Genomic DNA, 14,626 nt, shown 5'->3' with positions numbered 1-14,626 from the left:
CATATGCACCTCCCCATGTATGGGTAATTAATATGTCTTTTATGGAAGGTATTTAAAGAAATGGTGAGAGCATTTGATTAATAATCGATTCATGAAAAATTCATTTGAGAAATTAGTTTCAATTCTTTAAATTAAAATAAACAGTTTTAAAAAAATTAGTTTTAATAGTTAAAGCTAATTATTAATGTAAAAAATAAAAGAAGTTAACATTAACTGTTAACTTGAATATAAATCTGTGAATATCCATGATGGATCATAAGCTATTAGGTAACCGTCATCACACCAGATGGATCTGACATTTCCTGAAGTTGTATCTGCCACTGCGGCTGGATCACGGTTAATCCAGTTTCCTCCAGTATGTTTTTTATGTTTTAGTCTTAATCTTATATGGCCTGTTCCGGATACCCTACATTTGACATGGACAAACTGCACATCATATCCTAATGATTTGGCAATTCTGTAATATACCTGTCCCCAGTCCACACAGTTGGAACCTTTACCTGCTTTGGCATCATTTATTGTTTTCTTGTCTGTCTTTTGTGAATCGAAGTATTTGCTGTATAATTTCTTTTTTGCTATAACAGCCAAAGCTTCATCAATGGTGTTTCCTTTGAAATTGAATGTTTTGACAAACAGCTTCATTGTGGAATCAGTATAATCCGACAATGTTGATTTACGATAAACAATTGCAGGAAGCCTTCCGTTTGCCCTGATGTATGCTTCCACCCTTATAGCCATGTCCACATATTCAGCTTTATCAATTTGTTCTCCATTTTTTAGTGTTACAAAGTTTGGAAGGAAATCTAGTGACTTGTTGTCTTTGATTACAGCCAGCACATACATTGTCACTAGTTTATCATTACCTAATTTCTTTGATTTCTTTTCAATATCATTGCAGTTTCCTTTAAATGTTAATATCTTGTAATAATCACGTTTTTTATATTTCTTTTTGTTTTGGAGTAGCCAATATGCTATTGAATTCATTGCTTGGCAAAAACTTGTCCAACCAATACTTTTATTATCTAACATATTATATTATTTATATATTATAGCTATTAATTATTACTATAAATATTATAATTCCCAAAATTTCAAGGAAAAATTTGAAGATGCCCTATATAAACATGAGGATTATTTGAATTATTATTTTTATAACCTATCCTTTTTTAAGAAGTTATATTAAAACATCTTGAGTATACATTCAAATTATTTTTCCATTAACTAAAATCTAGTGTTAATTCATCTTCATTTTTATCTTTAATAATCAACGTCACATTTAAAACATCTTGAGGCTCATGAGATGAAACAATTTTTGATAATTCTGTTTTATTGATTATTTCTGCTTCATCAACATTTACTTTGTATTCGCCCAAATCAATATTATTATTAAGCAATTTAATAGGGAAATAATTATAGCCAACTTCAATTGGGAGATTATCGGTATTAATAATTTCATTTAGTTTTGAGGCAGTGAGATTTAATTTTACATTTATGAAAGGGACATTGATTTGTTTAGTACTCTTTAAAGATTTAATGAATTCTACGTATTTTTTATCAACATTTGTAATTTCATAATCGTACTTATGCATAATATCTAACTTAAACTCATCATTAAATTTATTTATAGTATCATAAAAATCAATTATTTCTGGAGCAATATTGTTTTTCGGAATTGTTCCATGACATAATATTTCATCCAAATATAGTAATTCAATATTTTTCTCAGAGTTATTATTTACAAAATTCAACCAATTTAATATATCTTTAATTTTTTCAGATTTTGGACAAATGTACATTCTTATTTGACATGAATCGGATTCAAAATCAGATATTTTAACCCTTAAACGAATATCTAATTTTTCAATATAACTAACAAGAAGAATAATTTCATTATTTTTGTAATTAAATAAGAATGGAACTTCATCCCTATCCTCCCCTATTTTCAATTTAATTTTTTCAATCATAGGTTTATTTTTCATGATTTTTCTAAAAATATTTGAATCTTTAATAGGAGGCAATGTGAATTTTAAAACCCTTTCTTTCATGATTCGATTAAACTCAATTAAAGAATAGGTTGATTTAATTACATCAACTATCTCATTAAATGAATTTAAATTATAACCTACTTTGTCATTGCTTTTCTCTTCAGATATTATCTCCTTATCATTTAATTCTCCTTCATTTTTATAATCTTCAATTAATTTTAAAACTTCGTTTTCACCCTTAATTAAAGGACTAATAAATGTTTTAACATTATTAAATTTTATTTCTTCTTTATAATAATTTACATCATTAAAAAGAGACATTAAAAGTAAATAATCCATCATTTCTGGTCCATTAACAGTTTCTTTTTCATTAAACTTTTTATCATCCAATACATCTTCAAACTTCAACATTAAATAAAAAGCAGTGGGGGAATTTTTAAGAATTTCCAACCGATTTTCCTTATTTTCTTTAATAGTGGTAGAAAATTTATTTACAAAATTTTCAAAACACTTTGGGATGGTTGACTGAGAATATTTTGTAAAATAAAATGTTTTAAAATTAGATGATCCTCCAAATTTTTTGAATAATTTAATATAAACAGTATCCTCCTTTTTAAACCCCAGCGTATAATTGTCTTCTTTAAATAATCCTTCGGCTTTTAAATTATCCAAAATTTCATAAATTTCTTCATTAGAAATTCCATCAATTTTCCAAGAAGTAATATCGCAATTATGATTAGCAATATATGAAATTATTTGTTTTTCATGCAATTTATTCCATTTAGTATCTAACTTAACTGAACACAGATTTATTCCAAAATCAAGTAAAAAATCACTGGTTTGATTTAATTTATTACTAATCTCATTAAATACTTCATTAACCGGCTCATAATCCTCTTCATTTTCAATTATGCAAGATATGTATATTATGCCTTTTTCATGATCAAACCAAACATGATTAACAATTTCATGTTTTAAATAGTGCTTTTCACGTGTTTTTTCATCTATGTCAATTGGAGATAACTTGGATTCTCGCTCTTTTGAAACATCACATTCATCAGATAATCTCAAAATTGCTGCCAAACCTGCCACATTAATAGATTTTCCATTATAATTTATAATTTTATAATCTTTTAAATTAATTTTCCGATGTCCTTTTGCAATTTGCCCAATAATTTTAGCTTCCAATTTATTAAGTCCTAATTTATCATAATTATCTTTGATATAATTATCACTTCTTATATGATGTAACTCACGCACATTATCCCGATAATCTTCCCTTTGACTAGCACTTTCAAAATTATTAAGTTCTTGTTCATCTTGAGGCACCATCCCAATATCATGAAGCCATATAGCACATAGTAAAAAGAATATTTCTTCCTCAGACATCTGTTCTTTAATATTGTCAGGAATCATTAAATTTGCATAATTCTCTACATTATTCAAATGATCAGTACCATGGTTAGTGTATTTTGGGAAAAAAATTCTAGTTTTACCTGCAATATTATAAACAATATCTTCAATTTTTTCAAACTTTGAGAGATATTTTGTATTTAATTGTTTTCTTAATTGAAGCATGATATACACCAAAAATAATTATAGTTAATTATATATTTTTATTTACTTAAATTTTTTTTATAAACAATATGAATCAGATAATATTTAGACATGATGCAATTAATGATTACTCAAAATATTATAAATTATTAGAGTAATAATGATTATATTAAAAATAAACAATACTTTACCAATATACAATTCATAAACTCCTCCTTTTTTAAACCAGTGCAAATTCCATCATATAAATCTTAATTTAAATACTTAACATTAGAGTAGTTAATATTTATTTGAAAAAATAATGATTCAACACACAATCAATATTAACATCTTAAATAAATAAAAAAATAATTGAAAAATCATAATAAAGTTTCCACTTCATTAATGAATTTTTCAGCCTGTAAAATAAGTGTTTCAGCATCTTCTTCTGTAAAAGTTTTTGAATAGCCGTAACTGGAATCGTTTCTAGTCTCACGAGCATCATAAAGGTACCCATATGTTTCCTTACTAAGCAATCCTTCTTTAACGTATTCTTTGGCCAGTTGTCTTAGGGTTCCCTCATGGGTTTTTGGGGAAATGCCTTTTTTAAGCAAGAGTGCCAAAGCTGAGGAATACATTGCGTAATAGGACATGGTAACAGAGTCCCTATACTGTCCGCCTTCAAATAACATTTTACTTGAGATTAACTAACTTACCAACATTAATTGGATTATCCAATCACAACACCTTCTTTAAGTACGTTACTTAAGAATGGATAATCTTCTACTTTTTTGAATTCGTCTTCTGTCATTAATCTTGGGGATATAACTTCATCTTTTTCTAAAATTATATCCATAGCGATTTTATGGATTTCAGGTTTGATTTTATCTGCAATTGGAGATACAATTAAAATGTCAATGTCTGATTCTTCACTGTCATCTCCACGGGCAACAGATCCAAACAGCATGATTAGTTTAATGTCATCTGATTTGATGGTATTTGCAAACTCTTTGGCTATTTTAATTCTATCATGCATGAAAATCACCACTAAAGACAATTAGATAATATATTATATTAGATTTATTTTTAATAAATATATTGTCCAAACTAAACTTCAAAGATTATCCTAAATCATTCATCAGAACGATTACACAAGCAATTATTTATTTTATCAGATATTTAAGTCTTTATATATTAAATCAAGTGAATATTACTTCCTATTTACAAAATTACATGATTATATCAATATTTAATTACAAAGGCATTGAAATAACCTTAACCTTACCTTTGACAATCTTATAGTCATACCTCCGATAAAGTGAAATGTTGCTCATCGCTTTTATGTATTCAAACTTAAGATACTCTGGATTGTCCTTGAAGTATGATTGTCTGGTACTGTTTTTTCCACGGCCGTGAAGCAGGTCAACACAGTCCATATCCAACAAGCCCCTTTCAATTGAACCCTGACTTAAATGGGTTGCATTGAATTTTCTAAGCATGTGTGGTCTTAGGCGTGAAAAGCCACCAACCTCTCCCAGTTCAAGATAATCGTTGAGGATCTTGAAGCGGTAGTTTACATGATTCACATCATATTTAAGAAGCGGATTTTCCATGTTAAAGTCACTTTGTTTTAATTTGACCTTGGCGATTTTTTGAACACATTCGGGATTTAGGAATGTGTAGTAGGGCTTGTCTGTTTTCTTTCTTAACATCTTGCATGTGCAGACAACATTATTTTTTCTTGACAGGTATTTCATCGCATCTTCAAAATTATCCTTTTTGTGATATTCCAATGTTCCATTAAAAAACATTTCGTTGGTCATGGATTTTGCCTCTGCTCTTGTTGAGCCTGATGAAATCATCACAAGAATCCACAGTGCAAGATTGTCACCTGAAAACCTTAAGGCATATCTCAGCTCATCCTTTGTCGGCAAATCCTCAAAAGATATTATATCATTCTTTTTAACCTGCTTTCTGTTCAATGGAGGTATGAACGGCAGATAAACCCTGTTGTAGAGGTAGAATGTCTTGATTTTGGATATTGCATTTGTAATGGTGTTTACCATATGATTTTTGCTTAGGTGGTTTCTGAATGTTATTATTCTGTCGTAGATGCTTAGCTTGTTTTCTGGAATTCTGTTTTCCTGTTCTGAAATTGCTTCGCCTAGAAGTTCACATAAGCTCATATTGTGAAATTCTGTGTATTTGTTGAATACTGTTTGATATGATTTTATTGAGCCGTTGCTGTGACCGGATTTGCAGTGAAAGTCATTTATCAAATCATGGTCGTTAATATAGTGCATCATTTTTCGATTTTCTCCATAAGATTATTAGTCAAAAATAAATGACTGTACTATTACTAATTGACCATCATATAAAAATAAGTTATGTTACTGGATGGAAACTATGCACGGATTTAAGTGTGCGAATACTTAATTATTTGATGAATTATTTTAATAGTTTTTGCTTTAAATAATGTTTAAAATTTGCAACTAATCCATTAAATGAAAATTATTATGAAAAATTAGATGAAGAGATTGTGCGATGTATATTCAAAAAAAGAAAAAGTTGAGGAATATAAAATTCCTCTTCATTTTTTAAATTTTATTGATTTTTTCACCTTGTCCTTAGCATAGATCAATTGGTAGGTGTACTTTTTGTTTGTTTTGAGCTTTTTGTAGACACTGTTTTTGATAGTGAAAGTTGCTACACCCTTTTTGTTGGTTTTAACCTTGAAAGTCTTCTTGTTGAACTTCAAAGTGACTTTTTTGTTTTTCAGGTATTTCTTGTTAACCTTTTTCAATGTAACTTTGATTTTGATTGACTTTGAAGACTTTTTGGCGTTGATGTTTTTAGCTGAGATTATGCTTTTGACGGTAACCTTTTTAGTAATTGTTAAATTACCGTAGGTTGCTTTTACAGTGTATGCTTTTGGAGGAAGACTGATTTTAAGTGAAGCATAACCGTTCTTATCAGTGGTCTTAGTGTAGGTCTTACCGTTGATTGTGATTTTAATCTTCTGATTTGGTAAAGCTTTACCGTCACTAGTCAATCTGACTTTGAAGTATTTACCTGAAGTGTAGAGCATGTTTAGGTTGGAAGCAGTGAGCTTGATTACCGGAATGTGCTCTTTAACAACAACACTTGACTTGGTGAATGAAGCATATTTGCCATCACCTGAGTAAGTAACTGTAATGTTGTGAGAGCCCTCTGATAATTCAGGAATGCTAACAGTTGCCTTACCATTGACTAATTTTTGAGTGTATGAAACACCCTCAACAGTAACAGTCAAAGTACCAGTAGCATCACTTGGAAGTGAAATGCTGTAATCACTTCCGCTTTCAGGAATGCTTAATGCCTCATCAGGAATGCTGACGGACTGATTAGTGTTATTTCCTGAAGTGGAGTTATTATCATCAGTTGCATTTCCAGTATTATTTCCACCAGTAGAGTTTGCAGGATTTTTAACAACAACACTGGATTTAATGATTGGTGAATATTTGCTGTCACCAGAATATGAAACAGTAATGTTGTGAGAACCTTCACTCAATTCAGGAATATTTACTGTGGCTTTACCATTTACTAAAGTTTCGCTATAATCTTTACCATCAACAGTAACTGTTAGAGTACCAGTAGCGTCAGATGGAAGTGAAACACTATATTCAGTAGCGTCACTTTCAGGAATGCTGATTGTTTCATTGGTAACTGGAACATTGACCTTTAAAACACTGAATCTGGTTGAATTAGTAACCTCATTGAACTTGTCATCACCGGCAAATCTAGCGACTACAGTGTAGTTACCAACAGCCAAATCAGAAATATCCACACTAGATTCACCATTACTGATAACAAGCTCATAATCCTTATTATCCACATTAACAACTAATTTACCTGTTTTAACAGAGGTAATAACATTAATAACTGCACTTTCACCTGCATTAACATCATCTGCACTTATGACCAAAACAGGATCAACTTTAACAGATGCATTGGTTGAATTGTCCACAGTAGTGTTTGTGGAATTATCCACAACAGCATTAGTTACATTGATCAGTGTTGTTTTAGTCATTCCTTCATATTTGCCGTCACCAGAGTAGGTAACTGTCATGTTATACTCACCATCGGCCAATTCTGGAATGTTAACGGTTGCCTTACCATTTACCAGATTTTCAGTGTAGGTTTTACCGTCAACAGTGACTGTTAAAGTACCAGTTGCATCTTCAGGCAGATTAATGCTTACACCAGATGAAACATTTTGACTGTCAATAACCAAAGTATTATTGTTTAGCTCAGTTACGACTTTGGCAACATTAACTTCAATTGTTTTTGTAATTGAATCGTATTTGCTGTCTCCTGAGTATGTGACAGTTGCATTGTAGCTTCCAGGAGCCAAACCACCCACATCAACACTAGCCTTACCATCAACAATGTTTTCAGAAAATCTTTTTCCACCAACAGCAACTGTTAAAGTACCTGTTGCATCAGCAGGCAAATCAATGCTCACACTTGAAGAGCCATTTTTACCGTCAACAACCAAAGTGTCATTATTCAATTCAACAGCAACTTTAGAAACAATAACGTTTACGATTTTGGTTGATGAATCATATTTGCCATCACCAGAGTATGTGACGGTAGCATTGTAACTTCCAGGAGCCAAAGCCTCCACATCAACAGTAGCATTACCATTGATTAACTCTTTTGTATAGGATTTACCTGAAACAACCACTGTTATATTACCTGTTGCATCAAATGGCAATACAATAGATATGACCGGAACTGTAATGTTGGATTTGACAATCATGTTTTCCAGTGTAGTGCTGATTTTTGGAATTTCAAATTGGATTGACTTTTCGGTTGCACCATACTTCACATCACCAGAATAGGCAACGATTGCACTGTAATTGCCAGGATTCAAACCTGTGAGTTCAACAGAAGCACTGCCGTTAATCAATTCTTTAAAAAATTCCCTATCGTTCACTGTTACTGTAATGTTACCTGTAACTGCATTGTCGAATTTTACGTTGACAACAGGTTGAGGACTTGGAGATTTGACGTTTAATGTAGTGTCATTGAAGCTGACATCAACCATTCCAATTGAGAATCTGAAAACCCTACTTATCGCTTCGTATTTGTCACTGCCAGCATATGTTACTGTTGCCTGATAGTTTTCAGGAGTCAGACCGGTGACTTTGAGAGATGAAACACCGCCAGTTAATTTATCTGTGTAATTGGTGCCGTTTACAGAAAGCATAATGTCACCACGGGCATCACTCGGCAACGTTACATCAACTATGATTCCATCATCGAGTTTGGAGACAACGAAATTGGAGTCGTTGAACTGCAAGGTGATTTTTGGAACTTCAAATAGGATTTCTTTAGAAGCCTTGGAAAATCTGAAATCACCACTGTAAGTTAGTGTTCCTGTGTAGTTTCCAGGTTCCAAATCAGAAATGATTAACTCCTCTGAAATGTCTGCAGAGTAATCCTCACCGTCGACAGATACAGTGAACCTGCCAGTAGCATTAGCGTCCAGCTTAACTGAAACTTTAGGTACTGCGCCTGACTTGACAATAACATTGGTGTCATCCAAGATTACTTTAATTTTAGCCGGATTAATGCTGACTGTTTTAGAAACACTTTCATAATTATTATCACCGGAATATGTGAGTGTTGCAGAGTAATTTCCTTCAGGCAAATCATCAACAATGATTACGGCATTACCTGCAGTTATTGTTTCTGTGTACTTTTTGGTACCTACAGACAAGGTTAAGTTACCTGTTGCATCAACTGGAAGTGAAACTGAAATTCTTGAGACAACATTTTCAGTAGAGATAACCTCATTTAAATCAACGCTGTATTTAGGAATTTCAATACTGAATGTACGGTTTGCCTTGTTGAACTGCCTGTCACCGGAATATGTTACTACAACATCCCAGTCACCAGGAGACAACTTATCAATAGTAATGCTGGCCTGACCATTTATTAATGCTTTATTGTATGTTTTACCTGCAACATTGACTGTAAGATTACCTTGCGCATTGTTTAGGTTGAATGTGAATGTTTGATTGCCGTCGAACTGGATGTTGTTTGCAACATCATCAGTTGACCTTACAACAAAAGTTTTAGTCACAGTACTTTCTTTAAATCTCATATCACCAAGATAAGATACACTAACGTCATAGTAACCATTAGTCAAACCGGAAATTACTTTAGTGACTTTAGCACCCCCAGCATCGACTGTAATGTCTTCGCCGTTTACATTGTATGATACAATACCAGTAGTTTGACTGTCCCATGTGATTGTGATTGTTGCCTTTTCACCTTCAACAATATCATCAACACTGAGCTTCAAATCAGGATCAAATAAAGGAGCATATGTTAGTGCAGTTATACTGTTTTCGGTTGGAACATAAATCAGACCGGAAGCATCCATGACCGGATTACCGATGATTTTAGAACCTAAATCAGACTTCCATAATATGTTACCTTCACTATCCAATGCATAGAACATATTGTTAGAACCAAAGTATAGATTGTTATTGGCACCAATTAAGATTCCTGAAGTTACTTTTAAACTGGAGAATTTGGACTGGCTGCCATCAATCAAATCATACTTATAAAGAACTCCTCTGGAATTAACATGATATAATCCCTGTTCATTATCCAACACTAATATATTTCCAACACCACTAGTGACCTTGGTTTTCCAGACCTGTACACCATTACTGTTATAAGCAACAACACTGTCACTTAAAACAGCATAAACAATATTGCCTTCCCCAATAATTGGTCGTATAGGCAAATAATTTCCTGATTTTATTGCAAGAGTCTGCAATGAGTTAGCATCGAGGATTCTTAATCTGTTGTCTGAAACAACTACAATAATGTTCTCGTTTAAGGTTGGAGAACATAACGGTTGTGTGTTACCTATGGTTATTAATGTTGGGTCACCGCCTTTCTCCCACAACTTATATGGAACAATTGTCAGCTTATAGTCTTCAGAAGTAGTTTGATACTCACTTACAATGTATAATGTAGCATCATCAACTACTGGTGCAAAGAAACTTGAACCCTGATAGATATTGGATTCACCCCATCTCTCACCGGAAGTCTGATTGAGGAAGTATAATGTGTCACCAGATTTTGGAGCAATTATAACATCCCTGCTGATTGCAAGCCCTGAAAGATTACCTGTAGCTGCAGTGGATGTGAAATACCACAACTGACTGGTCTGATTGAATGCATAGATACCTGATTGAGTTGGTATGTAAACATTTCCTAAACTATCAATCCCTAAATCTCCTGATAAAGTTTCGTTGAATGGAATTGTGAAAGCTATATTTCCATTAGTTACTGTTTCATACTGTGATTTATGAGAGTTTTGGGTGTTGAAACCTTCATTTTGCACTTGTGGAATCGGATACTCACTAACAGTGAAACTTGTAGTTTTAGATACTGTGTAGTAATTGTTACCGTTGTATGTTGCAGTGTATGTGTATTTTCCGATTTCCAAATCAGGGATTACATATGAAATTTCACCAGACATTGGGATATTGATTACATCATCACCTATTGTGAAAGTACCGGATGTTTTTTGCGGAACAGTAATAATAATTTCAGCAAACTGACCGATTTTGATATTACTTGAAAAGATAGTAAATGTCAAATCCGCCTTAACAATATTGAAAGTGCTTGAGCTGGTTAAGTTGAAGTATGTATCATCACCTGTGTAGAACACAGTGATGTTTTTATTGGATCCTGCATCAAGATTAGTGAAAGTAACTTCAGCTTTACCATTATCTACCTTAGACTGGTTAGATATGCCATCAATAGTTACTATGACATTACCTGTAGCATCATCATTTAAAGTGACTTTAACAATTGTTTTATCACCATAAGTAATATCATCTGTTTTAATGGACATTGTAACATTTAGATTATCCACTTCAATGAACTTGGAGTCTTGACTTGTCAAATACTTATCATCCCCATTATAAACTGCACTAATGAGATAATCTCCTCTTTTGATGTTTTTAATAGTGAAATTTGCCTTGGAATCAGTTAATGTTAAAGTTTGAACGTTATCATTAATTGATAAAGTAACATTACCAGTTGAAGTTGATATTGTATTAACTGTTATAATAACGTCTTCACCAACATTAACAGTGCTGAGATTTAACTGAGTGGTAGATTCATACTTAGCTACATTAACAGATTCAGTTAACTCTTTTGTTAAGTATTTCTTATCACCAGTGTATGTTAAAGCAATAGCGTATGTGTCTGCTTTTAGGTTTTCAAATGTAAAAGTGGATTTTGCAGATTGGATTGCTTTAGTCTGTGAAAGGTTTCCAACATTAACAGTCAGATTGCCTTCCACATCAATAGGGGTTGTGACTGTGATAACTACATTATCACCAAACATAATATCAGTTGTCTCTAATGAAATGCTTGGATTGGACTTTAAAAACTTAAAAGACTTGGTGACATTAACATTATTATAACTGACTGTTAAAACACCATCATCAAAAGCAGTTAAAGTATAGACAAAACTGGAATCAATATTGACAGTACTTTGGCTTGAAACACCATTCAAGGCAATGATGTCAAAATCGATATCAGGTAATTTAGTGTATTTGCTTCCATCATTCAAATAGAATACAGCTTTAACGTTTGCTTTTTGATTATTCTCCAAAGAATCCAAGTTTGAAGTTAGATTTAAAGTAACATAATTACTTAAATCTGAAGGTTCATTGCCCCACCAGTTATAATCCAAAACACAATCATTAATGTTACCATCAACTACTTTAGAATTGTTTAATAATATGGAATTTGTTAAAGAAGTAAATCCATTATTATAAACTAAAAGTGCATCGTTGTTAGTGAAAATACAGTTAGAAATAACTAAATTGTTAGTATTTTGCTTGATGAAATACTCAGTGCTTAACTTATTGATTTTTAAGTTCTTTAAAGTGAAATTTGAATCACAAATAAATGAGGTATCACCAGTTAAAGTGGCATTGCTTTCACCTTTAATAGAAACTGCATTATCAATTTGAATACCACTTTCTGAAAAATCACCATCTAACAAAATAATATTTCGACAATTCTTAGCAAGTTCTAGAGCACGTTTGATTGTGTTAACTGGAGCATCTCTTGAAACTCCATTGTTAGAATCATTTCCATTACTCTTAGAAACAAAAACATATTCACGAGTACTTGTTAAAGTAACTTCATTGGATTTTCTATTTGAAATAGTTGGAATGACATAAACATCACAAATATCCAAATCACCAAAATCAACAGAAAAAACAGTTGTATTTACAGTCTTTACATACTTATTGTATATGTAAACATCATACAATGTTTTATCTAAGATATCTTCATCATAATACGATGGATTTTTTAAAGAAGCATTAATTTGTAATGTTGCCTGTTCTCTACCTTCACTTAATTTAGTGATAGTTAAATTTGAAAATACAATAGAATTGCCTTCAAAATAATTATTTTCTACAACTGCAGGTATTCCAGTATAACGTATATTTAATGTATCACCTTCACGAGTATGATTAATAAATGAATTATTAGAAATAATGATACTTGGAGATCCATAACCTTCCATTGCCCAAGCACAAATTGCAGTACCAATTGAAGCAGCATTAGCAACAAATGTAGTTTCACGAACTTCAATAGAACCCTCATCCATTATTGATATCGCACCACCACGACCAGTACCTTCTGTAGACAATTCGTCTAAAGCCCAACAATTATTATTATTATTCTCAAACCTACAACCCACTATATAAATGTGTGGAATAGATTGATATTTACATGCACCTATTGCACCACCCCCATTATTAGTAGTACAATTATTGCCTACAAAAACAGAGTTATAAATTTGTAGGTAACTATAAGTGTATAATGCACCCCCATTCCATCCAGCTACATTTTCAATGAAATTAGAGTCATAAATTGTAGTATTTCCACCACCATGAGTATGAATTGCACCAGCCCACCAAAAAGACCTATTTTTAATAAAAGTAGTATTATAAACCGTTAACTTACCACAATTGTTAATACAACCAGGTTCTGTGCATGCATAATTATTCTCAAAATAACAATTATTAACCACCATATCCGTAGTTTTTACACTATCTCTATCATAAATGCTTAAAACTCCATAATTACTAGTACAATTAATAAAACTACAATTTTCAAAAAGAGAATTGCCCTTTTTGAGATGAATAATAGTAGAATGCCCACATTCAACAATGATATTAGAAAATTGGCAATTCTTAAAAACATTTGTGTATTTTTTATAACTTGCCATTTGAATAAATATACCATCCATAGACCGTGGAGAATATGTAGAACCTATCCACTTAAACGTGACATTTTCAAAAGTGAATCCTACTTTTTCATTATCCTCAACTACGATTGCAATATAATGTATTCTTCGAGATTCAGATGAATAATCACCTATCCATGAATTTTCATTTCCTATAATTTTTACATTATTCTTTATTTTAATTTGGTAATTTGAGTCTTCAACATCCAAAGGATAATAATTAGTGTTTTCCTTTAATTTTAAAGTATAATCTTTGTCTGTTTGTGCACAGTAATATTGTAGTTCAACCCAGTCGTTTACAACAATAACCTCTTCATCATTTATTTGAAGGGAATCCTGAGTAGAAGAAATTTGAAGAACATCCGAATCTTCGAAATTATTTTCATTTAAATTAATATCATTTACATTTTCAATTTGTGATTCAACACTTATTGATGTACCATTATCATTATCAATTTCATTTGCAGATACAATACTTACACTTAAAAATAAAACAAATAACATCAATATGAGATATTTATTATTCATAAAAAACACCTTATGAATTACTCATTCGTATAAAATCCAGATACTAATTTTTTTAAATCATATAATGAATTTATTCTAAAGTTATTGAATAGAACCATATCTGTTGATATCTAAAAAAAATTTTCAATCTTAATTTTATTTTAAATTGAAAAACATAACTCAAAGAATAGTGTTTAAAAAAGATTTTAAGAGTTTTTATAGATATCCTATTAAAAAAAGTAATGACTTAAAG

6 protein-coding genes are annotated in these 14,626 nt (G+C 31.5%); all 6 read right to left on the bottom strand.

Annotated features, from left to right (window positions below; genetic code table 11):
• Positions 1 to 216: 216 nt before the first annotated feature.
• The 6 genes from QZU75_RS11020 to QZU75_RS12810 all read right to left on the bottom strand — a co-directional run bounded on the left by QZU75_RS11020 (position 217) and on the right by QZU75_RS12810 (position 14,394).
• Entirely contained in the window at positions 217 to 1,029 is an 813-nt protein-coding gene (locus QZU75_RS11020; protein ID WP_296883759.1) for a pseudomurein-binding repeat-containing protein, read from the bottom strand.
• A 188-nt stretch (positions 1,030 to 1,217) separates the two neighbouring features.
• Positions 1,218 to 3,563 carry a hypothetical protein gene (locus tag QZU75_RS11015; protein WP_296883757.1) on the bottom strand — a complete coding sequence of 782 codons (2,346 nt, stop codon included), beginning with the start codon at positions 3,561 to 3,563 and terminating at the stop codon, positions 1,218 to 1,220.
• 338 nt (positions 3,564 to 3,901) lie between these two features.
• Positions 3,902 to 4,225, bottom strand: coding sequence for a HEPN domain-containing protein (locus tag QZU75_RS11010; protein WP_296883761.1), 324 nt, complete (start codon positions 4,223 to 4,225; stop codon positions 3,902 to 3,904).
• A gap of 26 nt (positions 4,226 to 4,251) precedes the next feature.
• Positions 4,252 to 4,557 (bottom strand): nucleotidyltransferase domain-containing protein, encoded by a 306-nt coding sequence (locus tag QZU75_RS11005; protein ID WP_296883755.1) that lies wholly within the window; start codon positions 4,555 to 4,557, stop codon positions 4,252 to 4,254.
• 217 nt (positions 4,558 to 4,774) lie between these two features.
• The gene (locus QZU75_RS11000) at positions 4,775 to 5,827 is read right to left on the bottom strand and encodes a hypothetical protein (protein ID WP_296883754.1); all 1,053 of its coding nucleotides are present in this window, start codon (positions 5,825 to 5,827) and stop codon (positions 4,775 to 4,777) included.
• A 284-nt stretch (positions 5,828 to 6,111) separates the two neighbouring features.
• Entirely contained in the window at positions 6,112 to 14,394 is an 8,283-nt protein-coding gene (locus QZU75_RS12810; RefSeq protein WP_296883752.1) for an Ig-like domain repeat protein, read from the bottom strand.
• Positions 14,395 to 14,626 lie beyond the last annotated feature (232 nt).

Source organism: uncultured Methanobrevibacter sp., from assembly GCF_902764455.1.
Classification (GTDB): domain Archaea; phylum Methanobacteriota; class Methanobacteria; order Methanobacteriales; family Methanobacteriaceae; genus Methanocatella.
This window is presented reverse-complemented; position numbering and strand designations above follow the sequence as displayed.

Coding starts and splice junctions, on each gene's coding strand:
- QZU75_RS11020 (WP_296883759.1), bottom strand. CDS start 1,029: ATGTTAGATAATAAAAGTATTGGTTGGACAAGTTTTTGCCAAGCAATG.
- QZU75_RS11015 (WP_296883757.1), bottom strand. CDS start 3,563: ATGCTTCAATTAAGAAAACAATTAAATACAAAATATCTCTCAAAGTTT.
- QZU75_RS11005 (WP_296883755.1), bottom strand. CDS start 4,557: ATGCATGATAGAATTAAAATAGCCAAAGAGTTTGCAAATACCATCAAA.
- QZU75_RS11000 (WP_296883754.1), bottom strand. CDS start 5,827: ATGATGCACTATATTAACGACCATGATTTGATAAATGACTTTCACTGC.
- QZU75_RS12810 (WP_296883752.1), bottom strand. CDS start 14,394: ATGAATAATAAATATCTCATATTGATGTTATTTGTTTTATTTTTAAGT.